At 71.2% G+C, this 25,483-nt stretch carries 22 protein-coding genes and 1 tRNA gene; 14 read left to right on the top strand and 9 right to left on the bottom strand.

The window, feature by feature from the left end:
* The first annotated feature begins 109 nt into the window (after positions 1–109).
* On the top strand, positions 110–1,801 hold the full coding sequence (paaN, locus tag ACZ39I_RS21285) for a phenylacetic acid degradation protein PaaN (RefSeq protein ID WP_467245899.1): 1,692 nt from the start codon (positions 110–112) through the stop codon (positions 1,799–1,801).
* Here paaN and ACZ39I_RS21280 read toward each other — a convergent pair.
* From ACZ39I_RS21280 to ACZ39I_RS21270, 3 genes are read right to left on the bottom strand one after another with little or no spacing between them, the layout of a single operon-like run.
* Positions 1,798–2,544, bottom strand: a complete 747-nt coding sequence (locus tag ACZ39I_RS21280; protein ID WP_467245898.1) for a TrmH family RNA methyltransferase — start codon at positions 2,542–2,544, stop codon at positions 1,798–1,800. The two genes, paaN and ACZ39I_RS21280, sit on opposite strands and share 4 nt — an antisense overlap.
* Positions 2,541–3,893: an HTTM domain-containing protein gene (locus ACZ39I_RS21275; protein WP_467245896.1), complete on the bottom strand. Its 1,353-nt coding sequence runs from the start codon at positions 3,891–3,893 to the stop codon at positions 2,541–2,543. The genes ACZ39I_RS21280 and ACZ39I_RS21275 overlap by 4 nt, the downstream gene beginning before the upstream one ends.
* A complete protein-coding gene (locus ACZ39I_RS21270) occupies positions 3,890–4,936 on the bottom strand; it encodes a DUF5819 family protein (RefSeq protein WP_467245895.1) in 1,047 nt (348 codons plus the stop codon). Before ACZ39I_RS21270 ends, ACZ39I_RS21275 begins: the two co-directional genes overlap by 4 nt.
* Positions 4,937–5,256: 320 nt before the next feature.
* Between ACZ39I_RS21270 and paaA the strand changes: the two genes are divergently transcribed.
* The 6 genes from paaA to ACZ39I_RS21240 all read left to right on the top strand — a co-directional run bounded on the left by paaA (position 5,257) and on the right by ACZ39I_RS21240 (position 10,143).
* The gene (gene paaA, locus ACZ39I_RS21265) at positions 5,257–6,270 is read left to right on the top strand and encodes a 1,2-phenylacetyl-CoA epoxidase subunit PaaA (protein ID WP_467245894.1); all 1,014 of its coding nucleotides are present in this window, start codon (positions 5,257–5,259) and stop codon (positions 6,268–6,270) included.
* Positions 6,267–6,554, top strand: a complete 288-nt coding sequence (gene paaB / locus ACZ39I_RS21260; RefSeq protein ID WP_123990418.1) for a 1,2-phenylacetyl-CoA epoxidase subunit PaaB — start codon at positions 6,267–6,269, stop codon at positions 6,552–6,554. Before paaA ends, paaB begins: the two co-directional genes overlap by 4 nt.
* Before the next feature lie 56 nt (positions 6,555–6,610).
* Positions 6,611–7,318: a 1,2-phenylacetyl-CoA epoxidase subunit PaaC gene (gene paaC / locus ACZ39I_RS21255; RefSeq protein ID WP_467246257.1), complete on the top strand. Its 708-nt coding sequence runs from the start codon at positions 6,611–6,613 to the stop codon at positions 7,316–7,318.
* Positions 7,312–7,836: a 1,2-phenylacetyl-CoA epoxidase subunit PaaD gene (gene paaD, locus ACZ39I_RS21250; protein WP_467245893.1), complete on the top strand. Its 525-nt coding sequence runs from the start codon at positions 7,312–7,314 to the stop codon at positions 7,834–7,836. The genes paaC and paaD overlap by 7 nt, the downstream gene beginning before the upstream one ends.
* The gene (locus tag ACZ39I_RS21245; protein WP_467245892.1) at positions 7,836–8,894 is read left to right on the top strand and encodes a 2Fe-2S iron-sulfur cluster-binding protein; all 1,059 of its coding nucleotides are present in this window, start codon (positions 7,836–7,838) and stop codon (positions 8,892–8,894) included. Before paaD ends, ACZ39I_RS21245 begins: the two co-directional genes overlap by 1 nt.
* Positions 8,895–8,994: 100 nt before the next feature.
* On the top strand, positions 8,995–10,143 hold the full coding sequence (locus tag ACZ39I_RS21240) for an acyl-CoA dehydrogenase family protein (protein ID WP_467245891.1): 1,149 nt from the start codon (positions 8,995–8,997) through the stop codon (positions 10,141–10,143).
* A 165-nt stretch (positions 10,144–10,308) separates the two neighbouring features.
* Here the strand turns inward: ACZ39I_RS21240 and ACZ39I_RS21235 are convergent, their stop codons facing one another.
* From ACZ39I_RS21235 to ACZ39I_RS21215, 5 genes are all read right to left on the bottom strand, one after another.
* Complete coding sequence (locus ACZ39I_RS21235; RefSeq protein ID WP_467246256.1) at positions 10,309–10,638, bottom strand: rhodanese-like domain-containing protein; 330 nt, start codon at positions 10,636–10,638, stop codon at positions 10,309–10,311.
* A 56-nt stretch (positions 10,639–10,694) separates the two neighbouring features.
* Positions 10,695–11,510, bottom strand: coding sequence for a hypothetical protein (locus tag ACZ39I_RS21230; protein WP_467245890.1), 816 nt, complete (start codon positions 11,508–11,510; stop codon positions 10,695–10,697).
* A 103-nt stretch (positions 11,511–11,613) separates the two neighbouring features.
* On the bottom strand, positions 11,614–13,137 hold the full coding sequence (locus ACZ39I_RS21225) for a DUF2252 domain-containing protein (RefSeq protein WP_467245889.1): 1,524 nt from the start codon (positions 13,135–13,137) through the stop codon (positions 11,614–11,616).
* A gap of 123 nt (positions 13,138–13,260) precedes the next feature.
* On the bottom strand, positions 13,261–13,893 hold the full coding sequence (locus tag ACZ39I_RS21220; protein ID WP_467245888.1) for a response regulator transcription factor: 633 nt from the start codon (positions 13,891–13,893) through the stop codon (positions 13,261–13,263).
* Positions 13,893–15,200: a sensor histidine kinase gene (locus tag ACZ39I_RS21215; RefSeq protein WP_467246255.1), complete on the bottom strand. Its 1,308-nt coding sequence runs from the start codon at positions 15,198–15,200 to the stop codon at positions 13,893–13,895. The genes ACZ39I_RS21220 and ACZ39I_RS21215 overlap by 1 nt, the downstream gene beginning before the upstream one ends.
* 197 nt (positions 15,201–15,397) lie before the next feature.
* On the opposite strand from ACZ39I_RS21215, the gene ACZ39I_RS21210 reads away from it, so the two are divergent.
* Together ACZ39I_RS21210 and ACZ39I_RS21205 are read left to right on the top strand one after the other, a co-directional pair.
* On the top strand, positions 15,398–16,264 hold the full coding sequence (locus tag ACZ39I_RS21210; protein WP_467245887.1) for an ABC transporter ATP-binding protein: 867 nt from the start codon (positions 15,398–15,400) through the stop codon (positions 16,262–16,264).
* A complete protein-coding gene (locus ACZ39I_RS21205) occupies positions 16,258–18,717 on the top strand; it encodes an FtsX-like permease family protein (RefSeq protein ID WP_467245886.1) in 2,460 nt (819 codons plus the stop codon). The genes ACZ39I_RS21210 and ACZ39I_RS21205 overlap by 7 nt, the downstream gene beginning before the upstream one ends.
* A 92-nt stretch (positions 18,718–18,809) precedes the next feature.
* Here the strand turns inward: ACZ39I_RS21205 and ACZ39I_RS21200 are convergent.
* Positions 18,810–18,896, bottom strand: a tRNA-Leu gene (locus ACZ39I_RS21200).
* A 497-nt stretch (positions 18,897–19,393) separates the two neighbouring features.
* On the opposite strand from ACZ39I_RS21200, the gene ACZ39I_RS21195 reads away from it, so the two are divergent.
* The 5 genes from ACZ39I_RS21195 to ACZ39I_RS21175 all read left to right on the top strand — a co-directional run bounded on the left by ACZ39I_RS21195 (position 19,394) and on the right by ACZ39I_RS21175 (position 25,404).
* Positions 19,394–20,266, top strand: a complete 873-nt coding sequence (locus tag ACZ39I_RS21195) for a DUF3662 and FHA domain-containing protein (RefSeq protein ID WP_352387252.1) — start codon at positions 19,394–19,396, stop codon at positions 20,264–20,266.
* A gap of 10 nt (positions 20,267–20,276) precedes the next feature.
* Positions 20,277–20,789, top strand: coding sequence for an FHA domain-containing protein FhaB/FipA (locus tag ACZ39I_RS21190; RefSeq protein WP_352387250.1), 513 nt, complete (start codon positions 20,277–20,279; stop codon positions 20,787–20,789).
* Positions 20,790–20,887: 98 nt separating this feature from the next.
* Positions 20,888–22,453 (top strand): Stp1/IreP family PP2C-type Ser/Thr phosphatase, encoded by a 1,566-nt coding sequence (locus tag ACZ39I_RS21185; RefSeq protein ID WP_467246254.1) that lies wholly within the window; start codon positions 20,888–20,890, stop codon positions 22,451–22,453.
* Between the two features lie 27 nt (positions 22,454–22,480).
* Positions 22,481–23,935: an FtsW/RodA/SpoVE family cell cycle protein gene (locus ACZ39I_RS21180; RefSeq protein ID WP_467245885.1), complete on the top strand. Its 1,455-nt coding sequence runs from the start codon at positions 22,481–22,483 to the stop codon at positions 23,933–23,935.
* Complete coding sequence (locus ACZ39I_RS21175; protein ID WP_467245884.1) at positions 23,932–25,404, top strand: peptidoglycan D,D-transpeptidase FtsI family protein; 1,473 nt, start codon at positions 23,932–23,934, stop codon at positions 25,402–25,404. Before ACZ39I_RS21180 ends, ACZ39I_RS21175 begins: the two co-directional genes overlap by 4 nt.
* Positions 25,405–25,483: the final 79 nt, after the last annotated feature.

The following is a 25,483-nucleotide window of genomic DNA, read 5'->3' as shown; positions in this document are numbered from 1 at the left end:
TCCCGACCGATCGTTCGGTTACTCTAACTCTGACTGTCCGTTCCTGCCCAGGTCTCTGCCCAGGTCATGAGCTCGACGAAGAGTTCTTGAGACGAGGAGTTGGTCCCGTATGGCCGCCGAACTCACCGCGCACGATCTGATCGCCGCGCACCGGCCCACCCTCGACCAGGCGCTGGAAGCGATCCGCACCCGCGCGTACTGGTCGCCGCACCCCGAGCACCCCAAGGCCTACGGCGAGAACGGCAGCCTGGACATGGCGGCGGGCAAGGCCTCCTTCGACGCCCTCCTCGGCACCCGCCTCGACCTCGGCCAGCCCGGCACCGACGACTGGGTGGGCGGCGAGGTCTCCCCGTACGGCATCGAGCTGGGCGTGACCTACCCGCACGCGGACATCGACGTGCTGCTGCCCGCCATGAAGGCGGGCCAGAAGGCGTGGCGGGACGCGGGCGCGGAGATCCGCGCGGTGGTCTGTCTGGAGATCCTCAAGCGGATCAGCGACCGGACCCACGAGTTCGCGCACGCGGTCATGCACACCAGCGGCCAGGCCTTCATGATGGCGTTCCAGGCGGGCGGCCCGCACGCGCAGGACCGCGGCCTGGAGGCGGTGGCGTACGCGTACGTGGAGCAGGTCCGCACCCCCGACACCGCGGAGTGGACCAAGCCGCAGGGCAAGCGCGACCCGCTCGCGCTCACCAAGCAGTTCACACCGGTCCCGCGCGGGATCGGCCTGGTCATCGGCTGCAACACCTTCCCCACGTGGAACGGCTATCCAGGCCTGTTCGCCTCCCTGGCCACCGGCAACGCGGTCCTGGTGAAGCCGCACCCGCGCGCGGTGCTGCCGCTGGCGCTCACGGTCCAGGTGGCGCGGGACGTCCTGAGCGAGGCCGGCTTCGACCCGAACCTGGTGGCGCTCGCCGCCGAGCGCCCCGGCGAGGGCATCGCGAAGACCCTGGCCACGCGCCCCGAGATCCGCGTCATCGACTACACCGGCTCGACGGAGTTCGGCGACTGGCTGGAGGGCAACGCCCGCCAGGCGCAGGTCTACACGGAGAAGGCCGGCGTCAACTCGGTGCTCGTGGAGTCGGCCGGCGACTACAAGGGGATGCTCTCCAACCTGGCCTTCTCGCTGTCCCTGTACAGCGGCCAGATGTGCACGACCCCGCAGAACCTGCTGATCCCCCGGGACGGCATCCGCACCGACGAGGGCCCCAAAACCTTCGACGAGGTGGTCTCGGACCTCGCCCGCTCGGTCGACGGCCTCCTCGGCGACGACGCGCGCGCGAACGCGCTGCTGGGCGCGATCGTCAACCCCGACGTGAAGGCCCGCCTGGAGGCCGCGGCGGGGCTGGGCGAAGTAGCCCTGCCCTCGCGGGAGATCACCAACCCGGAGTTCCCCGGCGCGGTCGTGCGCACACCCGTCGTCGTCAAGCTGGACGGGGCCAAGCCGGACGACGAGGCCGCCTACATGAGCGAGTGCTTCGGACCCGTCTCCTTCGCCGTCGCGGTCGACTCGGCGGCCGACGCGGTGGAACTGCTGCGGCGCACGATCCGCGAGAAGGGCGCGATGACGGTCGGCGCGTACACCACCGACGAAGAGGTCGAGCAGGCCGTCCAGGAGGTCTGCCTGGAGGAGGCCGCGCAGTTGTCGCTGAACCTCGTCGGCGGGGTGTACGTCAACCAGACGGCCGCGTTCTCCGACTTCCACGGATCGGGAGGCAACCCGGCCGCCAACTCCGCGCTGTGCGACGGGGCCTTCGTCGCCAACCGGTTCCGGGTGGTCGAGGTCCGCCGGGAGGCCTAGGACCCGCCGAGACTCCAGTGGTAGAGGGCCATCGCCACACTCGTCGCCAGGTTGTAGCTGGAGACCTGGGGACGCATGGGAAGGGCGAGCAAATGGTCGGCACGCGCGCGTAGTTCCGGCGACAGCCCACTGCGCTCCGAGCCGAAGGCGAGGACGGCGTCGTCCGGGAGCTTCACACCCCGGATGTCGTCGCCCTCCGGATCCAGGGCGAACACCGGGCCCGGCGGCAGCTCGGCGACCGTCAGCCGCTCCACCGCGGTCGCGAAATGCAGGCCCGCCCCACCGCGGACCACCGTCGGATGCCAGGGGTCGAGCGTGCCCGTGGTGACCACACCGGTCGCCCCGAAGCCCGCGGCCAGCCGGATCACGGCCCCGGCGTTGCCGAGGTTGCGCGGATGGTCCAGGACCACGACGGGGGCCGTACGGGGGACGTGCGCCAGCTTCCGGAGGTTCGCGGCTCGGGACGGTCGTACGGCCAGAGCCGCCACCGCCGTGGGATGCGGGCGCGGCACGAGGGACGCGTACGCCGACTCCGGGATCTGCGTCAGCAGCGCGTCCAGAGCGCCTCGCACGTCCGGCGCCAGCTCCTCGGCCAGGGCGAGCGCGGCGCCCCGGTCGACGGCGACCGCCACCGGGACCTCCGCCCCGAAGCGCATGGCGTGCTTGAGGGCGTGGAAGCCGTCGAGCAGCACGCAGGTGTCGGCGAGCCGGTGCCACAGGCTCACGGGATCGGGACCGGTCATGCGGGGAAGCCTACGTGCCGGTGACCGGGGTTCTCGGGGTCGCCGGGGTTGTCGCCGGCGCCGTCGGCGGGCCTCGGGGGCTTCGCGGAACCCGGGCCCCGCTCGATCGGTGGGCCTGGCTGCCTGGCGGGCCGGCGCCCCTTCGGACCGTGTTGCTCCTTCGGGCTGCGTTGCTCGTTCGGGCCGCGTTGCTCTTTCGGACCGCCCGCCAGGCGCGCCCACAACCGCGTACGCGCGTGTGCCGCCCGGTCGCCGAGTCGGCGAAGGAACGACGTCGGCAGGAAGACCGAGTCGGCCGCGATCATCGCCAGCGAGAAGAACGGCAGGCCGAGGACCACCGCGATCACCGCGTGCTCGGTGATCATCGCCGCCAGCAGGACGTTCTTGACCCGCCGGTTGAACAGCGTGAACGGGAAGGCGACCTGTACGGCGACCGTGCCGTACGTCACCAGCATCACCATGACGCCGTTCGCCGACAGCAGGTCGGCGAGGGCGGGCCAGGGAGAGAAGGACTCCAGGTGGAGGGGGTAGTAGACGGCGGTGCCGTCCTGCCAGCGGGAGCCCTGGATCTTGTACCAGCCCGCCGTCGCGTAGATCAGACACGCCTCGGCCATGATCACGAGCAGAGCGCCGTTGTGGACGATGTTGCCGACGACGTCGAGCATGATCCGCGACTGCCCGGACCGGGCGAACCGACCGACCGCCCACCACAGGGCCTGCGCCAGCCACAGGACCCACAGGAGCGCCGGGACGACCCAGTCGCCGTTCAGCCTGTCCAGGAAGGCCGCCGACACCAGCACGAGCCCGAGGACGCCCCACAGGGCCGGGCCGACACGGTCCACGACGTGCTCTCCGCGCGCGCGTGCCTCCCGCGTGCGCCGGGCCCGCCGCTCGTCAAGCGACCAGACCTGGCCGCAGCGCGTGAAGACGAGGTAGATGCACATCAGATGCAGAACGTTGTCGCCGCCGTCGCCCATGAAGATGCTGCGGTTCTGGAGCGAGAGCACGCCGACCATGAAAAGCACGGACGTCGCACGGGTGCGCCACCCGAGCAGCAGCAGCAGGCTCGACACAACGGCGAGCACATAGACCGTCTCGAACCAGAACTGACCGTCCGACCACATCAGGGCCGTGAACGCGCCGTTGAGCGAGACCAGCTGGTCGGCGAGGTTCCAGCTCCAGGGTCCGTCCGGGCCGTACAGCTCCTGGCGGTGCGGGAACTCGCGCAACAGGAACAGCAGCCAGGTCGCGCTGAAACCGATACGGATCATGGCCGTCTGGTAGGGGCCGAGGGCGGCCTCGGTGACACGGGCGATGCCGGTGGACACCGCCAGGGCGAATCGGTTCACCGGGCGCTCCCCTCGGTGTCCTCCGACGTCACGGCCCACCAGGGCAGCTCGCGGTAGACCGGCTGCACCAAGACCTTCTCCTCGCTCCACTTCGGCGGGGGCACGCTCGACGTCCTGGAGCGGGCCTGGACGCTCACCAGGATGTCGCCCCGCGCGGCCACGTGGTCGCGCTCCAGACGCAGCACCACGAGGCGGCGGAGATACGTCTGGGACAGGGTGCCGCGCAGGCCGACCGGACGGTTGTCGGCGTCGTGCGTGGAGACGAAGAGGTCCCAGGAGCGGCGCAGTTCGTTCTGCTGGGTGTGGCTGGGCAGCAGATTGCCGTCGATGGCCCGGCCGTCCTGGGCGGACAGGTCGTACCAGCCGGTCGTACGACTGTCACCGTCGGCGGTCCGTATCCGGGCTCGGACCTGCACCGCGATGTTCTGCTGGAGAGGGTTCGGGGCGAAGAGCTTCCAGTTCTGTTCGAACTCCGGGTAGACCCAGTCGTCGACCGCCCTGCCGTGCTGCTTGGTCACCGTGTTCGACGGCGCGACGTGCAGAAACACCATCCCGATGTGGACACAGACGGCGACAGCGACGACGGCGAGCGCCAGGACGACACCGATCTGATAGCGCAGCGAGAGGGCGGTCACGCCTGTACGGGGCTCGGGGTCGGATTCCGGGTTCCGGTGGGGAGCGGGTCCTGAGGCCGCCGGGAGGGCCGGGGATATCGCGGCGGGGGCGGAGGGGTGGGTGTCGGTGGACTCGGCGGAGGGATCGAACGGGGTCGACCGCACACGGCCAGGTTCGCGGTCCGGCGCCGGCGCCGACGCTCGCGACTCGGCGGTCGCGTCCGACTCGCCCAGTGCTTCCGGCTCACCGGGTGCTTCCGGCTCACCGCCAGGCGCTTCCGGCCCGTCGGGACCGTGTGGCTCCTGTGCCCCCTCGGACCCCTCTGCCCTCTCAGGTCCCTCGGTTCCCCGGGGCTCAGCGGCATCGCCCGGCTCGCTCGCGGCGCCCGGTCGTCGCCGGGCGTTCGAGCCTCCGTCGTACGCGTCCATCCCGCCCCGTTCCCGATTCCGGTCCGTGCACCGCCGCCCGGCCGCAGGAGGCGGCGGCGTCCGGCGCCGGCGCCGGACGCCGCCTCGCCGCGGTGGCTCGCACGGCACGGTACTCAGGCCCGACCGCCGCGCACACCCCCTGTCGCCGACCCCGCCGTGGCCGTTCTCACTCCCGCACCGGTTTTGAGTTTTCCACAGGCCGCCTGGGTGGGTTTTCCACAGCGGTTGACACCTTACGGCGCCCGGCACACCATGGAATCGCACGAACCGAACGATCGGTCGGGAGCGGGTTCCGGCAGAGCCCAGGTCGAGGGGGCCTCATGGCGACAGCAGCCGCGCACCAGACGGCGAGCACACGGACGTACGGCGCTCAGAGCGCCGTCGGCGACGACACCGCGGCGTACCAGAGCGTCTTCGACGCCACCGTGGCCGCCGACGAGCGCATCGAGCCGCGCGACTGGATGCCCGACGCCTATCGCGCGACCCTGGTCCGTCAGATCGCGCAGCACGCCCACTCCGAGATCATCGGCATGCAGCCGGAGGCGAACTGGATCACGCGCGCGCCCTCCCTGCGCCGCAAGGCCATCCTGATGGCCAAGGTCCAGGACGAGGCGGGGCACGGCCTCTACCTCTACAGCGCGGCGGAGACCCTCGGCACCGGCCGCGACGAGCTCCTCGACAAGCTCCACTCCGGCCGCCAGAAGTACTCCTCGATCTTCAACTACCCGACCCTGACCTGGGCGGACGTCGGCGCGATCGGCTGGCTGGTGGACGGCGCCGCGATCACCAACCAGGTCCCGCTGTGCCGCTGCTCCTACGGCCCGTACGCACGTGCGATGGTCCGCATCTGCAAGGAGGAGTCCTTCCACCAGCGCCAGGGGTACGAGCTGCTGCTGGCTCTGAGCAACGGCACGCCCGAGCAGCACGCGATGGCGCAGGACGCGGTGGACCGCTGGTGGTGGCCGTCCCTGATGATGTTCGGTCCGCCCGACGACGAGTCCGCGCACTCCGCGCAGTCGATGGCCTGGAAGATCAAGCGCCATTCCAACGACGAGCTGCGCCAGCGTTTCGTCGACATCTGCGTCCCCCAGGCCGAGTCCCTCGGCCTCACGCTCCCCGACCCGGAGCTGCGGTGGAACGAGGAGCGCGGGCACCACGACTTCGGCCCGATCGACTGGACGGAGTTCCGGGAGGTCCTCAAGGGCAACGGGCCGTGCAACGAACAGCGGATCACCCAGCGCCGACGGGCGCACGACGAAGGCGCCTGGGTGCGGGAGGCGGCCGCGGCCCACGCGGCGAAGCACACCGGCGAGACAGGAGCGACGCGCGTATGACGAACACCGACTGGCCCCTGTGGGAGGTCTTCGTGCGCTCGCGCCGCGGACTCTCCCACACCCACGCCGGCAGCCTGCACGCCCCGGACGCGGAGCTCGCCCTGCGCAACGCCCGCGACCTGTACACCCGGCGCGGCGAAGGCGTCTCCCTCTGGGTGGTGCCCTCGTCCGCGATCACGGCCTCCTCGCCCGACGAGAAGGACCCGTTCTTCGAGCCGTCCGCCGACAAGCCGTACCGGCACCCGACGTTCTACGAGATCCCGGAGGGGGTGAAGCACCTGTGACCGCACCTGAGACGACGGCCGCCCCCGCGCCGTCCCCGGCCCCCACGCCCTCCCCGATTCCCACGGCGGCTGCCCTGGCGCTCGGTGACGACGCGCTGGTGCTCTCGCACCGCCTCGGCGAGTGGGCGGGCCACGCCCCTGTCCTGGAGGAGGAGGTCGCCCTCGCCAACATCGCCCTGGACCTGCTCGGCCAGGCCCGGGTGTTGCTGTCCCTGGCCGGCGACGAGGACGAACTGGCGTATCTGCGCGAGGAGCGCGCCTTCCGCAACCTCCAACTGGTGGAGCAGCCGAACGGCGACTTCGCCCACACCATCGTCCGCCAGCTCTACTTCTCCACCTACCAGCATCTCCTCTACGCCGAACTGGCCGCGGGCGACGGCCCCTTCGCCCCACTCGCCGCGAAGGCCGTGAAGGAGGTCGCCTACCACCGCGACCACGCCGAGCAATGGACCCTGCGGCTCGGCGACGGCACCGACGAGAGCCACACGCGGATGCTGCGGGCGTGCGAGGCGCTGTGGCGGTTCACCGGTGAGATGTTCCAGCCGGTGGCGGGGGTGGAGGTCGACGCGGAGCGCTTGGAGGCCACCTGGCTCGAATCCGTGGGGGAGATCCTGCGCCGGGCCACCCTGAGCGTCCCCGAAGGGCCGCGCTCGGGTGCCTGGGCCGCAGGCGCGGGGCGGCAGGGCCTGCACACCGAGTCCTTCGGGCGGATGCTCGCCGAGATGCAGCACCTGCACCGCAGTCACCCGGGGGCGTCATGGTGACGCTCACTCCGCTGGAGACCGAGCTGTTCGCGCTCGCCGGTTCGGTGCCCGACCCCGAACTGCCCGTGCTCACCCTGCACGAGCTGGGTGTGCTGCGCGCGGTGCACGTGCGGGGCGCGGACTCGGTCGAGGTCGAACTGACCCCGACGTACACAGGCTGCCCGGCCATCGAGGCGATGTCCCTGGACATCGAGCGGGTGCTGCGCGAACACGGCGTGCGCGAGGTCACCGTCCGCACCGTGCTCGCGCCCGCCTGGTCGACCGACGACATCACGGCCGAAGGGCGCCGCAAGCTGCGGGAGTTCGGCATAGCGCCACCCCGCGCGGCAGCGGCCGGACCGGTCACGGTGGGACTGGGACCGACGCGAACGCTCGACGCGGAGGCCGAAGCCGTCCACTGCCCGCACTGCGGCTCCGCCGACACCGAGCTGCTCAGCCGGTTCTCCTCGACCGCGTGCAAGGCGCTGCGGCGATGCCTGGACTGCCGTGAACCGTTCGACCACTTCAAGGAGTTGTGATGGCCCGCTTCCACCCGCTCCCGGTGGCCGCGGTCGACCGTCTGACCGACGACTCCGTGGCCCTGACCCTCACCGTGCCGCCCGAGCTGCGCGAGGAGTTCCGGCACGCCGCGGGCCAGCATCTGGCCCTGCGCCGCACGGCCGACGGCAAGGAGATACGCCGGACCTACTCCATCTGCTCCCCGGCACCCGACGGAGAGGGGCCGCGCGAACTGCGGGTCGGTGTGCGGCTGGTGGAGGGCGGCGCGTTCTCGACGTACGCGCTCAAGGAGATCAACGTCGGCGATGTGCTGGAGGTGATGACGCCGGCGGGCCGCTTCACCCTCGACCCGGCGCCCGGTCTGTACGCGGCGATCGTCGGTGGCAGTGGCATCACCCCGGTGCTGTCGATCGTGGCGACACTGCTGGCGCGTGAGCCCGAGGCCCGGTTCTGTCTGATCCGCAGCGACCGTACGTCCGCGTCGACGATGTTCCTGGAGGAGGTCGCCGACCTGAAGGACCGCTACCCCGAGCGGTTCCAGCTGGTCACGGTCCTCTCCCGGGAGGAGCAGCAGGCGGGGCTGCCGTCCGGGCGGCTCGACCGGCAGCGGCTGACCGGACTGCTGCCGGCGCTGCTGCCGGTGGACCGGGTGGCGGGGTGGTTCCTGTGCGGACCGTTCGGACTGGTGCAGGGTGCGGAGAAGGCGTTGCGGGAGCTCGGGGTCGCCCGTACCCGGATCCACGAGGAGATCTTCCATGTGGAGGCGGGGGCTGCCCCGGCGCGGACGGTTCCCGCACCCGCGCACAGCACGGTGACCGCCCGGCTCGACGGACGTGGTGGCAGCTGGCCCGTCCAGGACGGCGAGTCGCTGCTGGAGACGGTGCTGCGCAACCGGTCCGACGCGCCCTACGCCTGCAAGGGCGGGGTGTGCGGGACCTGCCGGGCCTTCCTGGTCTCCGGTGAGGTGCGCATGGACCGCAACTTCGCCCTGGAGCCGGAGGAGACACAGGCGGGCTATGTGCTGGCGTGCCAGTCGCATCCGGTGACGGAGAAGGTGGAGCTGGACTTCGACAGGTAGGCCGGCGGGAGCCCGTTCCCTTCTTCTAGAACCTGTTCTATCTTGACGGACCGTCAGATCAGCTCACCCGATCTGCCGACCCGTCGGAAGGACAGGGACCGTGGACTTCACCTTCAGCGAGGAGCAGCAGGCGGCGGCCGAGGCGGCGCGGGGGGTGTTCGCCGATGTCGCACCGGACGCGGTGCCGTCCCCGGCGCTGACCACGGGTGCCGTGGCCGATGAGTTCGACCGCGGGCTGTGGGCCAGGCTCGCCGACGCGGACCTGCTGAGCCTGATGTCGGCCGAGGAGTACGACGGGGCGGGCCTGGACGCCGTCGCGCTGTGCCTGGTGCTGCGCGAGTCGGCGAAGGTGCTGGCGCGGGTGCCGCTGCTGGAGAGCAGCGCGGCCATGGCGGCCGTACAGGCTTATGGCGGACCGGAGTTGAAGGGTGAACTGCTGCAGCGGGCCGGGCGCGGGGAAGTCGTACTGACCGTCGCCTCCAGTGGCCGTACCGGACACGACCCTGCCGAACTCGCCGTCACCGCGCGGCAGGAAGAGGGGGAAGGGGAGGGCGCCGACTGGATCCTGGACGGGGTGCAGACGGCGGTGCCGTGGGCGTACGACGCTGACTTCGTCGTCGTACCGGCGCATACAGCCGCGGGCCGGACCGTCCTCGCACTGGTGCCCCGGGTCCATGACGGGGTCGCGCTCGGCGAGCAGTTCTCCACCAGCGGGGAACGGCTGGGCGAGCTGCGGCTGGAGTCGGTGCGGATCGGCGCACAGGACGTGATCGATGTCGAGGGCGCGTGGGAGTGGCTGCGGGATCTGCTGACCACCGGGACCTGTGCGCTGGCGCTCGGGCTGGGTGAGCGGGTGCTGCGGATGAGCAGTGAATACACCAGCAAGCGGGAGCAGTTCGGGTTTCCGGTGGCCACCTTCCAGGCCGTCGCCGTGCAGGCGGCCGACCGTTACATCGACCTGCGCGCGATGGAGGTCACGCTGTGGCAGGCCGCGTGGCGGCTCACCTCGGAAGCGCGGGGCGTGCTGCCGGTCGCGGGGGATGTCGCCGTGGCGAAGATCTGGGCATCGGAGGGGGTACGGCGGGTGGTGCAGACGGCACAGCACCTGCACGGCGGGTTCGGCGCCGACACCGACTATCCCCTGCACCGGTACCACGCCTGGGCCAAACACCTGGAGCTGTCGCTCGGTCCGGCGGCGGCGCACGAGGAGGCGCTGGGGGATCTGCTGGCAGCACATCCCCTGGGCTGACGCGGAACGCAACGGCACAAGCGACAGCAGCAGAGCGGGGCGATGGGCACGCCGGTGACGAGGACCAGGCAGCCACCACCAGGCATGGCCGCCCGACACCCACCAAACCGGGCTCCGCCGCCGGCACCCGCCCCGAAGCCCAGCCGTCCCCTCGGCTGCCGAAGGCTAGAGCACGAAACCCGGTCGGCCGTCGTCGGTCAGCACGGGGCGGCCGACCTCGGCCCACAGCTGCATCCCGCCGTCGACGTTCACCGCGTCGATGCCCTGCTGGGCCAGATACATCGTGACCTGGGCCGAACGGCCACCGGAACGGCAGATCACGTGGACCCGGCCGTCCTGCGGGGCGGCCTCGGTCAGCTCGCCGTAGCGGGCCACGAACTCACTGATGGGGATGTGCAGCGCCCCTTCGGCGTGACCCGCCTGCCACTCGTCGTCCTCACGGACGTCCAGCAGGAAATCGCCGTCCTTGAGGTCCGTGACCTGGACCGTGGGCACACCAGCACCGAAATTCATGGGACCGACGCTACCTGACGCCCCGGGGACGCGGCCGGTCACTCCTGAGTGAGCAGCTCCGCGAGCTCCGCCTCGCGCGCGGAGACGTCGGCCAGGAGCTTCTCGGCGATCTCCTCCAGGAGGCGGTCCGGGTCGTCCGGTGCCATCCGGAGCATCGAGCCGATCGCACTCTCTTCCAGCTCCCGCGCGACCACCGAGAGCAGTTCCTTGCGCCGGGAGAGCCACTCGAGGCGGGCGTAGAGCTCCTCGCTGGGCGTGGGACCCTGCTCCGGCGGCTTGGGGCCGGCGGCCCACTCCTCGGCCAGTTCCCGCAGGAGAGGCTCGTCACCGCGGGAGTAGGCCCCGTTGACCCGGGTGATGAACTCCTCGCGACGCGCCCGCTCGGTGTCTTCCTGGGCGAGGTCCGGGTGGGCCTTGCGGACGAGCTCGCGGTAGAGCTTGCGGGCCTCGTCACTGGGGCGCACCCGCTGCGGGGGCTGCACCTGCTGGTCGGTGAGCATCGCGGCGGCCTCCGGGAACAGGCCCTCCCCGTCCATCCAGCCGTGGAACAGCTCCTCGACGCCGGGCATCGGCATCACGCGGGCGCGGGCCTCCTCCGCCATGCGCAGATCCTCGGGGTCGCCGCTGCGGGCGGCCCGGATCTCCGCGATCTGCGCGTCCAGCTCATCGAGGCGGGTGTACACGGGGCCGAGCTTCTGGTGGTGCAGGCGGGAGAAGTTCTCCACCTCGATGCGGAAGGTCTCCACCGCGATCTCGTACTCGATGAGCGCCTGCTCCGCGGCCCGCACGGCCCGCTCCAACCGCTCCGTACCTGCGGCGGCTGCGCCCTGGGGGTCAGCTTCGGGGGACGTCATCCGAACAGCGTAACTGTGCCGACGGGAGCCGGACGCCATCCGGGAAACCGGGGCAGCCCGCACGTGCGCTCCCGGCCGAGGACGTACTGTTCCGGCCGCCGCGTCACACCCCCGTTTCCGCCGCCACCCTCCCCGACCGGACCCCGGCCACCAGTTCCGCGTGGTCCGCCTCCGTCCGGTCCGCGTACGTCACCGCGAACGTGGCGATCGCCTCGTCGAGTTCGTCGTTCTTGCCGCAGTAGCCGGAGATGAGGCGGGGGTCGGCGCTGTGCGAGTGGGCGCGGGCCAAGAGGGCGCCGGTCATACGGCCGTAGTCGTCTATCTGGTCGGCGGAGAGGGCGGCCGGGTCGACGCTGCCCTTGCGGTTGCGGAACTGGCGGACCTGGAAGGGACGGCCCTCGACGGTCGTCCAGCCCAGCAGGATGTCGCTCACGACCTGCATCCGCTTCTGGCCCTGGACCACCCGGCGGCCCTCGTGGTCGACCGGCGGGACGTCGAAGCCCGCGGTGACCAGGTGCGGCAGCAGGGCCGAGGCCCGCGCCTCCTTGACCTGGAGGACCAGCGGTTCGCCGCGGTGGTCCAGCAGCAGGACGACGTAGGAGCGGGTGCCCACGCTGCCCGTGCCGACGACGCGGAACGCCACGTCGTGCACCGCGTGGCGGGCCAGCAGTGGGAGACGGTCCTCGGAGATCGTGGTCAGGTAGTGCTCCAGGGACGCGGCCACCGCCGCGGCCTCCTCGTCGGGCACCCGGCGAAGCACCGGCGGGGCGTCCACGAAGCGCCGGCCGCCGTCCTCGGTGAGCTCCGTCGACCTCGCCGCGAAACGGCCGCTGGTGTTGGCCCGCGCCTTCTCCGAGACCCGCTCCAGCGTGCCGACCAGCTCATGGGCGTCGGTGTGGGAGACGAGCTCCTCGTCCGCTATCGCGTTCCACGCGTCCAGCACCGGGAGCTTGGCGAGCAGCCGCATGGTGCGCCGGTACGCGCCCACCGCCCCGTGCGCCGCCGCGCGGCAGGTGTCCTCGCCGGCGCCGATCTCCCGGCCCGCGAGGACCAGGGAGGCGGCGAGACGCTTGAGGTCCCACTCCCAGGGGCCGTAGACCGTCTCGTCGAAGTCGTTCAGGTCGATGACCAGGTCGCCGCGGGCGTCGCCGTACAGGCCGAAGTTCGCCGCGTGCGCGTCGCCGCAGATCTGGGCGCGGATCCTGGTCATGGCGGTGCCGGCCAGGTCGTACGCCATGAGGCCCGCCGAGCCGCGCAGGAAGGCGAACGGCGTGGCCGCCATCCGGCCCACCCGCAGCGGGGTCAGCTCGGGGATGCGGCCCCGGCTCGACTCCTCGACGGCCTCGACCGCGCCGGGGCGGGAGATGTCGAGGTCGAGCGCCGCATGGGCACTGCGCGGGACGCTCTCCCGCAGGGCCTTGCCCTCTTTCTTGGGCGAGCCCTCGACGGGCCACTGGGCGAAGCCGCGCACCCGGGGACGCCGCCGGGCGGGGCTCTCGCCCGCATCGGCCGTCACCGGGGCCGGCACCTCCCTCGCCTCGGCCCCCTCGCCGGCATGCGCCCCGGCCTTCGCCTCCACTCCGGCACCGACCACACCGACCGCCTCCCCCGTGACTCGCAAGAACATCAACTCGTGCCGACCGTACAACCACCAGCCGAAACGCGTCAGACCCTGTGGACAACTCCACGGCTGTGGAAAATCCGGCAACCCCGAGAACCCGAGAACCCGAGAACCCCGGGGAGGAAAGTCTCACGCCCGCAAGTACGCCAGCACCGCCAGCACCCGCCGATGTGTCTCCTCCGCCGGCGGCAGGTCCAGCTTCGTCAGGATGCCGCCGATGTGCTTGCCGACCGCGGCCTCGGACACCACCAGTTCCCGGGCGATGGCCCCGTTGGACTTCCCCTCGGCGATCAGCGCGAGGACCTCGCGCTCGCGCGGGGTGAGCCGCTCCAGCGGGTCACGGCGACGGCGCAGCAACTGCCGTACGACCTCGGGGTCCACGACCGTGCCGCCGTCCGCGACCTCGCACAGGGCGTCGACGAACTGCTCGACCTGGCCGACCCGGTCCTTGAGCAGATAGCCGACACCCGTGCCGTCTCCGGAGTCGAGGAGTTCGGAGGCGTATGCCCGCTGCACGTACTGGCTGAGGACCAGCACCGGCAGGCCGGGGCGCCGTTCCCGCAGGCGGACGGCCGCGTGCAGCCCTTCGTCCTGGAAGCCGGGCGGCATACGGACGTCCGTCACGACGATGTCGGGGCTGTGCTCCTCGGCCGCGACCAGCAGTGCCTCGGCGTCGCCGACCGCCGCGACGACCTGGTGGCCGCACCGACCGAGCAGGCCGATGAGCCCCTCGCGCAGCAGCACGCTGTCCTCGGCGAGCACTACCCGGAGCGATCGCGTTGCGCCGTCACCCCGTCCGTCCCGCGCGCCTGGGCCGACTCGGTCACCTCGCAAGGGAACTCCACACGCAACAGGGTCGGACCGCCCGGCGGACTGGACAGGGAGAGTGTGCCATCCAGGACCGACACCCGGTCGGCGAGTCCGGTCAGCCCGCTGCCCGCCGAGGGGTCCGCGCCGCCGCGGCCGTCGTCCCGCACCTCCAGCAGCAGCCGACCGCGGGAGTGGCGACCGCGCACCTCGGCCCGGCCCGCCCCGCTGTGCTTGGCGACGTTGGCCAGGGCCTCGCAGACCACGAAGTAGGCGGCCGCCTCCACGGCCCGGTCCAGCCGCCCCGGCACCGGCAGATCGACGTCGACCGGGACGACGGAACGGTCCGCGGCGTCGGCGACGGCGGCGGTCAGGCCGTAGTCCGCGAGGACCTTGGGGTGGATGCCCTGGATGAGCTCACGCAGTTCGGCCAGGGCCTTGCCCGCCTCGTCGTGGGCCTTGGCGAGCTGGTCGGCGAACGGTCCGGGCGGGGCGTCGAGGCGGGCCAGGCCGAGGGTCATCGTCAGGGCGACCAGGCGCTGTTGGGCACCGTCGTGCAGATCACGTTCGATGCGTCTGCGTTCCGCCTCGAAGGCGTCCACCAGCCGCACGCGCGAACGGCTCAGTTCGACCACCCTGGCGTCCAGTTCGCCCTCGCGCGAGGCGAGGAGCGCCCGCGTCAGCCCGGCTCGGGCACCCGCCACGACCCCCAGTGCGTACAGGCCGGCCGCCAGGAGCAGCAGCCCGAGCACGGCGACCGCGAAGGCCGTCGGCCAGGTGGTGACCGTCCACTGCTTGAGGACCTTCGCCTCCCGGCCGTCCCCGACCGTGGCCATCAGCAGCGGGGCGGCGGCCACGGAGACCGGAACGAGCAGGGCGACGGTGACCGCGAGGGCGTCGACGGGCCAGAGCAGCCCGGCGAACAGCAGGGTGTACCCGAGTTCACGCCAGGTCGACGGTTCCCTCAGCCGTGTCGTCAGCCACGCCCACAGCCCGGTGGCGGCGGGCGCCCGGTGCGGATCGGGTACCGGGTCCGCGTCGACCAGGCGCAGCCGTCGCCGTTCCACCCGGGCGACCACGACACCGGACAGCGCCGGCAGGACGAGCAGTGGCAGTCCCACGAGTACGACGGTGAGCGCCCCGCCGACCACCGCCAGCGTCCCGATCCCCACCAGCGCGACCGCACCGGCCACCACACCGCTCAGCAGGTAACCGACCGAGCGCCAGGGCCACGCCGACAGCAGGAAGCCCGGCCGGGACATGGCCTGCCACACATTCCGAGGATGCATGCGGATCACCGTAGGAGCGCGGCGCGGGACGGGGCCATGGGCCAGGACGGAGGAGTGGGGGTATGGCCTGCCCTACCCCAGGTCTCGGTCCCGCCGCACTGCGCCCGCACCCCTCCGCGCGGTTTCGTGGAGCCACCGAACACCGAAGAGACCGGACGAGTGGGGGACCCATGACCACGGACGCCATCAGCCTGCGATCCGTCAGCAAGACGTACGACAGGGCATGCGGCAGGACATACGGCAGGACGCACCACAGGGCCAGCAGACGCGCCTCACGAGACGACGCCACCCTGGCCGTCACCGCACTCCACGACGTCACCCTCGCCTTCCCCCACGGCACCTTCACCGCCGTCATGGGCCCCTCCGGCTCCGGCAAGTCGACCCTGCTGCAGTGCGCCGCCGGCCTGGACCGGCCCACCTCGGGCTCGGTCACCCTGCGCGGCACCGAGCTCACGACGCTCAGCGAGACCAAGCTGACCCTCCTGCGGCGGGAGCGCATCGGGTTCGTCTTCCAGTCCTTCAACCTGCTGCCCGCACTCACCGCCGAGCAGAACGTCGCCCTGCCGCTCAGACTGGCCGGCCGGCGCGTTCCGAGGGCCCGGATCCGCGAGGTGCTCGAGCAGGTCGGCCTCGCCGAGCGCGCCCGGCACCGGCCGACGGAGCTGTCCGGCGGTCAGCAGCAGCGCGTCGCGCTGGCCCGTGCCCTGGTCACCCGTCCCGAGGTCCTCTTCGGCGACGAACCGACCGGCGCCCTGGACTCGCGGACCGGGCGCGAGGTACTGGCCCTGCTGCGGGCCATGGTCGACCGTGAGCGCCAGACGGTCGTCATGGTCACCCACGACCCGGTGGCCGCGTCCTGCGCCGACCGCGTGGTCTTCCTCGTCGACGGCCGGGTCGACGGCGAGCTCGCCGGAGCCGGCACGACCGCCATCGCCACCCACCTGGCCACGCTGAAGACCACACCACCAGCCCGGCCGACCACCCCTCCCACACTCCACCCCGCACCCGTCACCCACCCCGAGGGCCGGCCGTGCTGACCATCGCCCTCCACACCCTCCGCACCCGCTGGTCGACGTTCCTGGGCACGTTCATCGCCCTCTCCCTCGGCGTCGCCCTGCTCACGGTGATGGGTCTGACCCTCGCCTCCTCACTGGACGCACCGGAGCGACGGCCCGAGCGATTCACCACCGCACCGGTCGTCGTCCAGGGCCGGAACACCCTGACCGTGCCGACCTCGATCGGCGCCCATGTTTCACGTGAAACACGCCAACTCGCCCACCCCCGCGCGGTTCCCGAGACAACCGTCGCCACGTTGAAGAGACTCGGCACGGTCATCCCGGACCGTTCCTTCCCGGTACGCGCCGAGGGCGGCCCCCGCCATCTCGTCGGCCACCCCTGGTCCACCGCCGCGTTCGCCCCGTACGAGATCGCAGAAGGCCGCGCACCCCGCACCGCGGACGAAGTGGTCGTCACCGGTGACTGGACGCACCCCGGCGACCGGCTGCGCACCGACCACGGCACCGTACGAGTCGTAGGCACCGTCCACTCCCGAGGCTTCGAGACCGCCGTGTTCCACACCGACGCCCGGGCCGCCGCGCTGTCCCCCGAGAGCACGCAACTCGTGGTGGAGGCGGATGCGCGAGACGTACGAGCAGCGATGAAGGGCGAATCCGTCCACGTCCTCACCGGCAGCGCCCGCCGCCTCGCCGACCCCGACCCCGACCGCGATCAAAAGGCGCTCACCGCGATGAACGCCCTGTTCGGGACCGCCGGCGGAGTCACCGCGTTCGTGTCGGTGTTCGTCGTGGCGTCCACCTTCGCCTTCGCGGTCGCACAGCGGCGCCGGGAGTTCGGACTGCTGCGCACCGCGGGAGCCACGCCCGGACAGATCCGCCGGACAGTGTGCGCGGAGGCACTGCTGGTCGGTGTCCTCGCCTCGGCCACCGGCTGTGTGCTCGGCTCGTACTGCGCTCCACGCCTCGCCGACCGGGTGGTCGACGTCGGCCTGGCCCCGGGCTGGTTCACCATCGGCGATTCCACGTGGCCGTACCACATGGCCTTCTGGACGGGTCTGCTCGTCGCGCTGCTCGGTGTGATCGCCGCATCCTGGCGGGCGGGTCGCACCGGCGCCGCCCAAGCACTGCGCGAGGCCTCCGTGGACGCCAGAGCGATGACCTGGGGCCGTCTGCTGTTCGGGGGCGGTCTGTTGGTGACCGCCGCGGTGACGCTGGCCGTGGCCCTGGTCACCGATCCGGGTGAGTTGCTGCACCGCAAGAGCTATGTCAGCCGTCCGATGCTGCTGATCACCGCGGTCGCGCTGCTCGCGCCGCTCCTGGTGGGCCCGCTGATCCGGCTGCTGGCCTGGCTGCCGGCCCGACTGCCGGGCGCGGCAGGGATGCTGGTGCGGGAGAACGCCGCCGCGGCAGTCCGCCGTACAGCAGCCGTCGCGGCGCCCGTTTTGGTCACCGTCGCCCTCACGGGCTCGCTGCTGGGCGCGACCGCCACCCTGAACGAGGCCAGGGCCACCGAGACGCGCGAGCGGATCACGGCCGACTTCGTGGTCGTCCCCGCCCCCGACGGGACCACGGGTTTCAACGCGCAGACACTCCACAAGCTCCGCACGATCCCCGGCACCACAGCCTCCGCGACCTCGTCGAGCGCCGTCTTCGTCCTGGAGGACGGCGTGGCCCTCATCAGGTCCGAGGCCCGCGCCGCCGAGGCCGCGCCGCTCACCGCGACCACCCGTCTCCCCCTGGCCGCCGGGAAGGTGAGCGACCTCGACGACGGGTCGATCATCGTCAACGAGGAGTGGCAGCGGCACACCGTGGGGCAGTCCGTGGACGTGTGGCTCGGCGACGGCACCAGGAAGCCGCTGCGGATCGCTGCGGTGATGACGACCGGCACCGGCGACAACGGCGTCTACGTCACCCCGGCCAACGCCGCCGGCGCCCCCGTCGACCGCGTGGACGTCACCCTCGCCTCCGGCGCCGACCCCGTTGCCGTGGCCGGTGAACTGCGTGCGGCGGGCGGACACGTCCTCACCCGGGACGAGTGGCTGCGGGCGAGCCGCCCCGGGACGGACCGGACCACCTGGTACGGCTTCCTGCTGGTCCTCGGCATCGCTCTGCTCTACAGCGGGATCTCCCTCGCCAACACGATGGTCATGGCGACCTCGGACCGGGTGCGTGACCTCGCCGTGCTCCGCCTCGCCGGGGCCACCCGCCGGCAGGTGCTGCGGCTGGTCGGCGCCGAGGCGTTGACGGTCGTGACGGCGGGCGCAGTGCTCGGAATCGTGGTCGCCGGGCTCAACCTGGCCGGGATGCGGGGTGCGCTGGAGCGGCTGTCGGTGCACGCGCCGATGCGGATGCCGTGGCCGGAACTGGGCGCGGTCACCGGCGCCTGCGCGGTCCTCGCCGTGGCGTTCTCGGTGGCCTCTGCCGCCTTTGCGATGCGTCGCGGGGCCGTGGAACCGGTCGGCGCGAGGGAGTGAGAGAGAGCTCACAGCGTGAGCCACGCCACCACCCGCCCCCGGGGAAGGGCAATCAGAAAGCCCCTCAGGTCCAGGACCTGAGGGGCTTCCAGTGGTGCGCGAGGGGGGAGTTGAACCCCCACGCCCTTTCGGGCACTGGAACCTGAATCCAGCGCGTCTGCCTATTCCGCCACCCGCGCATTGGGTGTGTCCTCGGGCTCCTCGCCTTGCGGTGCGGCGCCTTCCGACACGCAGAACATTAGCACGCTGAAGGGGGTGGATTCACATCCCATATCCGGGGGCAGCCGCCCACCAGCGGCTTCGGAAGCGGTCCGCCGATCCGGGGTGCGGTCGGCCCGTTTCGACCGTGCCGGTCCACGTCTCAACCTGTGCCGGTTCACGTATCAACCTCGTACCGGTAGGCCCCGTCTCCGCAGGAGCAGGCAAGGGTCCACAGTCAGGTGCGGGACACTGGTCTGCGGCCGCCTCTACGATCCTTGACCAAGGAGTGCACAGAGGAGTTCGACTGCGGAGTTCGAAGTGGAGCTCCACAGGGAACTTCGGAGGCGTCGACACCCGTCGACCGTGCCGACAGGGGGAACCAGCCGATTCACCGGCGCGTGGATACGATCAGTAAGCAGTACCAGGTAAGCAGCCGGCGCAGTACCCAGGACGGCAAGGACGGAGGAGGTGCCTCATGGGAGTCCTGAAGAAGTTCGAGCAGCGTCTCGAAGGTCTGGTCAACGGCACCTTCGCCAAGGTGTTCAAGTCCGAGGTCCAGCCCGTGGAGATCGCGGGAGCGCTCCAGCGGGAGTGCGACAACAACGCGACCATCTGGAACCGCGACCGCACGGTCGTACCCAATGACTTCATCGTGGAGCTGAGCACGCCCGACTTCGAGCGGCTCAGCCCCTACTCGGGCCAGCTCGGCGACGAGCTGGCCGGCATGGTGCAGGACTACGCCAAGCAGCAGCGCTACACCTTCATGGGCCCGATCAAGGTCAACCTGGAGAAGGCGGACGACCTCGACACCGGTCTGTACCGGGTGCGCAGCCGTACGCTCGCCTCCTCCACCAATCAGCAAGCCCCCGGAACCGCGGCCCCGGCCGGCCGGCCCGGCGCACCGGCGCCCGGTGCGGGCGGCTACGGCTACCCGCCGGCCGCTCCGGCGGGCGCCCCGCCCATGCCGGCCGCCCCGCCGCCCGGCCGTGGCGGTTACGGCTATCCGCAGCCCGCCCAGGCCCCGCGCCCGGGCGGCGGCCCGGTCGGCGCGCCCGCGCCGGGCTCCCGCACCCGCCACTGGATCGAGATCAACGGCACCCGCCATCAGATCTCCCGCGCCACGCTGGTGCTGGGCCGCAGCACCGAAGCCGACGTGCGGATCGACGACCCCGGCGTCTCGCGCCGGCACTGTGAGATCCGGACCGGAACGCCCTCGACGATCCAGGATCTCGGGTCCACCAACGGCATCGTGGTGGACGGGCAGCACACCACCCGCGCTACGCTCCGCGACGGCTCGCGGATCGTCGTGGGCAGTACCACCATCATTTACCGGCAAGCCGAAGGGTGAAGCGGGGGCAATGTCAGAGCTGACCCTGACGGTCATGCGGCTGGGTTTCCTGGCCGTACTGTGGCTGTTCGTGATCGTGGCCGTGCAGGTCATCCGCAGCGACCTGTTCGGTACGCGCGTCACCCAGCGCGGCTCGCGCCGGGAAGCAGGCCGGGCCCAGCAGGCCCAGCGGCAGGCGCCCCCGCAGCAGCGCCAGCAGCCGGCCACCGGGGGCCGCCAGCGCCGTAACGCCCCCACCAAACTCGTCGTGTCCGAGGGCACCCTCACCGGCACCACCGTCGCGCTCCAGGGCCAGACCATCACCCTGGGCCGGGCGCACGACAGCACCATCGTGCTGGACGACGACTACGCCTCCAGCCGCCATGCCAGGATCTATCCGGACCGCGACGGCCAGTGGATCGTCGAGGACCTGGGCTCCACCAACGGCACCTATCTCGACCGGACGCGGCTGACGACCCCGACACCGATTCCGCTGGGCGCGCCGATCCGCATCGGCAAGACCGTCATCGAGCTGCGGAAGTAGTGCTACATCATGAATAGGCGCGAGCGGAGCGAGCACGCGGCGTGGGCCCCCACCCCGGGCCCCGGCGCGCTCCCGACCGGAGGGTGGGCACCGTGCGGATGTACCCGGAGCCGACGGGCGAGGTGCGCATGAGTCTGTCACTGCGCTTCGCCGCCGGATCGCACAAAGGCATGATCCGGGAGGGCAACGAGGACTCCGGATACGCCGGCCCGCGCCTGCTCGCGATCGCCGACGGCATGGGCGGCGCCGCCGCCGGCGAGGTCGCCTCCTCCGAGGCCATCTCCACCATCGTCGCCCTCGACGACGACGTCCCCGGCTCCGACGTCCTCACCTCCCTCGGCGTGGCCGTCCAGCGCGCCAACGACCAGCTGCGCTCCATGGTCGAGGAGGACCCCCAGCTCGAAGGCATGGGGACCACGCTGACCGCCCTGCTGTGGACGGGCCAGCGCCTGGGCCTCGTGCACGTCGGCGACTCGCGCGCGTACCTGCTGCGCGACGGCGTCCTCACCCAGATCACCCAGGACCACACCTGGGTGCAGCGCCTGGTCGACGAGGGCCGCATCACCGAGGAAGAAGCCACCACCCACCCCCAACGCTCCCTGCTGATGCGCGCGTTGGGCAGCGGCGAACACGTCGAGCCCGACCTGTCCATCCGCGAGGTCCGCGCCGGCGACCGCTACCTGATCTGCTCCGACGGCCTCTCCGGCGTCGTCTCGCACCAGACGCTCGAGGACACCCTCGCCAGCTACCAGGGCCCCCAGGAGACCGTGCAGGAGCTCATCCAGCTCGCGCTGCGCGGCGGCGGCCCCGACAACATCACGGTCATCGTCGCCGACGTCCTCGACCTGGACACCGGCGACACCCTCGCCGGGCAGCTCTCCGACACCCCGGTCGTGGTCGGCGCGGTCGCCGAGAACCAGCACCAGCTGCACGACAACGGCATCATGCAGACCCCCGCGGGCCGCGCCTCCGGGCTCGGCCGCCAGGGCCAAGGGCAGGGCGGGGGCGGCGAGTTCGGGCCACCCGGCTCCTCCGACACCACCGGCTACATCCCCGCCGGCAGCTTCGGCGACTACTCCGACGACGACTTCGTCAAGCCCCGCAAGGGCCGCAGGTGGCTGAAGAGATCGTTCTACTCGGTCCTCGCCCTCGCCGTCATCGGCGGCGGCCTGTACGGCGGCTGGCGCTGGACCCAGACCCAGTACTACGTCGGCGTCAACGACGAGCACGTGGCGCTGTACCGCGGCATCAGCCAGGACCTGGCCTGGGTCTCGCTCTCGAAGGTGTCCAAGGACCACCCCGAGATCGAACTCAAGTACCTGCCGCCGTACCAGCAGAAGTCGGTCGAGGGCACCATCGCCGAGGGCGATCTGAAGGCGGCTCAGAAGAAGATCGACGAACTGGGCGTCCAGGCCTCCGCGTGCAAGAAGCAGGCCGCGGCACAGGCCACGGAGAGCAAGAAGAACTCCAAGACGGGCGAGGGCGAGGCCGGCGGCACCACGGGAACCACTCAGTCCTCCCTGGCGTCCAAGGCCACACCGACCCCGACGAGCACAACCTCCCCGCCCCCGAACGCTTCCGCATCCCCGACGCCCACTCCCACCCCCGGCCCCACCCTCTCGGACGAGGAGAAGCAGGTCGTCGGGAACTGCGGTACGCAGTAGGCAAGCCGTGAGAGGCCCTGGCACACGATGAGCAGCAGTACTTCGAACACGTCGACGCACCACACGTCCACGATCGGCGCGATCGGCGCGCCGAGCCGCCGCAACACCGAGCTGGCGCTGCTGGTGTTCGCCGTCCTGATCCCGGTCTTCGCCTACGCCAACGTGGGCCTGGCCATCAACGACGAGGTCCCCACCGGGCTGCTCAGCTACGGCCTGGGCCTCGGTCTGCTGGCCGGCGTCGCCCATCTCGTCGTACGCAAGTTCGCCCCGTACGCGGACCCGCTGATGCTGCCCCTGGCCACCCTGCTCAACGGCCTCGGACTCGTCGCGATCTGGCGGCTCGACCAGTCCAAGCTGCTGCAACAGATCGGCCAGGCCGGCGGCAAGGCCACCAACCAGCTGATCTACACCGCGATGGGCATCGCCCTGTTCGCCGTCGTCCTGATCTTCCTCAAGGACCACCGCGTCCTGCAGCGCTACACCTACATCTCCATGGTCGGCGCGCTGGTCCTGCTGCTCCTCCCACTGGTCCCGGGCCTGGGCGCCAACATCACCTACGGCGCCAAGATCTGGATCCAGGTCGGCAGCTTCACCATCCAGCCCGGCGAGTTCGCCAAGATCGTCCTCGCGGTGTTCTTCGCCGGCTACCTCATGGTCAAGCGCGACGCGCTCGCCCTCGCCAGCCGCCGCTTCATGGGCCTGTACCTTCCGCGCGGCCGCGACCTCGGCCCGATCATCGTCGTCTGGATGATCTCGATCCTCATCCTGGTGTTCGAGACCGACCTCGGTACCTCGCTGCTGTTCTTCGGAATGTTCATCATCATGCTGTACGTCGCCACCGAGCGGACCAGCTGGATCGTCTTCGGTCTGCTGATGTCCGCAGCCGGCGCCGTCGGCGTGGCCAGCTTCGAACCGCACGTCCAGACCCGTGTCCAGGCCTGGCTCGACCCGATGCGCGAGTACACGCTGAGCCGCACCCCGAACGGCGACGGCATGGTCCACTCCGAGCAGGCCATGCAGGCCCTGTGGGCCTTCGGCTCCGGCGGCACCCTCGGCACCGGCTGGGGACAGGGCCACTCCGAGCTGATCCGCTTCGCCGCCAACTCCGACTTCATCCTCGCCACCTTCGGCGAGGAACTGGGCCTGGCCGGCCTCATGGCGATCCTGCTGATCTACGGGCTGATCGTGGAGCGCGGTGTACGCACCGCCCTCGCCGCCCGCGACCCCTTCGGCAAGCTCCTCGCCATCGGCCTGTCGGGTGCCTTCGCACTCCAGGTCTTCGTCGTGGCCGGCGGTGTGATGGGCCTGATCCCGCTCACCGGTATGACGATGCCCTTCCTCGCGTACGGCGGTTCCTCCGTCATCGCCAACTGGGCCCTGATCGGCATCCTGATCAGAATCAGCGACACCGCACGCCGCCCGGCGCCCGCCCCCGCCCCCAGCCCCGACGCCGAGATGACCCAGGTGGTCCGCCCGTCATGAACAAGCCCCTGCGCCGGATCGCGATCTTCTGCGGCCTCCTGGTCCTGGCCCTGCTCATCCGCGACAACTGGCTCCAGTACGTCAAGGCCGACAGCCTGCGGGAGGACCCGGACAACCGCCGGGTGCTCATCGCGCGGTACGCCACGCCCCGCGGCGACATCATCGTCGACGGCAAGGCCATCACCGGGCACGCGGAGACGACCTCGGGCGACTTCAAGTACAAGCGCACCTACAAGGACGGCGCGATGTGGGCGCCGGTCACGGGCTTCGTCTCACAGTCCTACGGCGCCACCCAGCTGGAGTCCATCGAGGACGGCATCCTCACCGGCGACGACGACCGGCTCTTCTTCCGCAACACCCTCGACATGCTCACCGGCAAGCCGAAGGAGGGCGGCAACGTCGTCACCACCCTGAGCGCCGCCGCCCAGAAGGCCGCCTACGACGGCCTGAAGAAACAGGGCGGCAAGGGCGCGGTCGCCGCCATCGAGCCCTCCACCGGCAAGATCCTGGCGCTGGCCTCCTACCCGTCCTACGACCCCTCGACGATCGCCGGCGGCAGCGACGCCGACGCCGAGGCGTGGAAGAAGCTCGACAAGAAGAACAACCCCGACGACCCCTCACTCAACCGGGCGCTGCGCGAGGTCTACCCGCCCGGCTCCACCTTCAAGGTCGTCACCGCGGCCGCGGCGCTGGAGAACGGCCTGTACAAGACAGCCGACGAGAAGACCGACTCCCCGCTGCCCTGGACCATGACCGGTACCAGGACCCAGCTGAAGAACGAGGGCAACATCCCCTGCAAGAACGCCACCCTGCGGGTCGCGCTGCAGTACTCGTGCAACACCGTCTTCGGCAAGATCGGCGCCGACCTCGGCAACGACAAGATGCTCGAAGAGGCCAAGAAGTTCGGCTTCACCGAGGAGCAGTTCACGCCGGTCCGCTCCAGCGCACCGGTCTTCTCCGACGACATGAACCCCTCGCAGACCGCGCTGTCCTCCATCGGCCAGTACAACACCGCCGCGACCCCGCTCCAGATGGCCATGGTCGCCTCGGCCGTCGCCAACGACGGCACCCTGATGAAGCCGTACATGGTCGACTCCCTCCAGGCCCCCAACCTCGACCCCATCGAGCAGACCGAGCCCGAGAAGCTGAGCCAGCCGCTGTCCGCGGAGAACGCACAGATCCTCCAGTCGATGATGGAGACGGTCGTCCAGAAGGGCACCGGCACGACGGCCCAGATCCGGGGCGTCACCGTCGGCGGCAAGACCGGTACCGCCCAGCACGGCGAGAACAACAGCAAGAACCCCTACGCCTGGTTCATCTCGTACGCCAAGGTCGGCGACAGCGCCCCGATCGCGGTCGCCGTGGTCGTCCAGGACGACAACGCGGTCCGCGAGAACATCTCCGGCAGCGGTCTCGCGGCGCCCATCGCCAAGAGCGTCATGGAGGCGGTCGTCAAGTCCAAGCAGTGACCCCGATCACGTCACCTCCACATCGATGCACGTTGCGATACCGGTCCTGTATCGGGTGACGCACTTGGCCAGGTCACAC

It is taken from the genome of Streptomyces sp. NPDC024687 (genome assembly GCF_055559055.1).
The sequence above is the reverse complement of the archived record's forward strand: the minus strand, read 5'-3'. Positions and strand labels throughout refer to the sequence as shown.

Bases quoted from the DNA above. Each gene is read 5' to 3' on its own strand.
- paaN (WP_467245899.1), top strand. From the start codon at position 110: ATGGCCGCCGAACTCACCGCGCACGATCTGATCGCCGCGCACCGGCCC.
- ACZ39I_RS21280 (WP_467245898.1), bottom strand. From the start codon at position 2,544: ATGACCGGTCCCGATCCCGTGAGCCTGTGGCACCGGCTCGCCGACACC.
- ACZ39I_RS21270 (WP_467245895.1), bottom strand. From the start codon at position 4,936: ATGGACGCGTACGACGGAGGCTCGAACGCCCGGCGACGACCGGGCGCC.
- paaA (WP_467245894.1), top strand. From the start codon at position 5,257: ATGGCGACAGCAGCCGCGCACCAGACGGCGAGCACACGGACGTACGGC.
- paaB (WP_123990418.1), top strand. From the start codon at position 6,267: ATGACGAACACCGACTGGCCCCTGTGGGAGGTCTTCGTGCGCTCGCGC.
- paaD (WP_467245893.1), top strand. From the start codon at position 7,312: ATGGTGACGCTCACTCCGCTGGAGACCGAGCTGTTCGCGCTCGCCGGT.
- ACZ39I_RS21245 (WP_467245892.1), top strand. From the start codon at position 7,836: ATGGCCCGCTTCCACCCGCTCCCGGTGGCCGCGGTCGACCGTCTGACC.
- ACZ39I_RS21230 (WP_467245890.1), bottom strand. From the start codon at position 11,510: ATGACGTCCCCCGAAGCTGACCCCCAGGGCGCAGCCGCCGCAGGTACG.
- ACZ39I_RS21225 (WP_467245889.1), bottom strand. From the start codon at position 13,137: ATGTTCTTGCGAGTCACGGGGGAGGCGGTCGGTGTGGTCGGTGCCGGA.
- ACZ39I_RS21215 (WP_467246255.1), bottom strand. From the start codon at position 15,200: ATGTCCCGGCCGGGCTTCCTGCTGTCGGCGTGGCCCTGGCGCTCGGTC.
- ACZ39I_RS21210 (WP_467245887.1), top strand. From the start codon at position 15,398: ATGACCACGGACGCCATCAGCCTGCGATCCGTCAGCAAGACGTACGAC.
- ACZ39I_RS21195 (WP_352387252.1), top strand. From the start codon at position 19,394: ATGGGAGTCCTGAAGAAGTTCGAGCAGCGTCTCGAAGGTCTGGTCAAC.
- ACZ39I_RS21190 (WP_352387250.1), top strand. From the start codon at position 20,277: ATGTCAGAGCTGACCCTGACGGTCATGCGGCTGGGTTTCCTGGCCGTA.
- ACZ39I_RS21185 (WP_467246254.1), top strand. From the start codon at position 20,888: ATGTACCCGGAGCCGACGGGCGAGGTGCGCATGAGTCTGTCACTGCGC.
- ACZ39I_RS21180 (WP_467245885.1), top strand. From the start codon at position 22,481: ATGAGCAGCAGTACTTCGAACACGTCGACGCACCACACGTCCACGATC.
- ACZ39I_RS21175 (WP_467245884.1), top strand. From the start codon at position 23,932: ATGAACAAGCCCCTGCGCCGGATCGCGATCTTCTGCGGCCTCCTGGTC.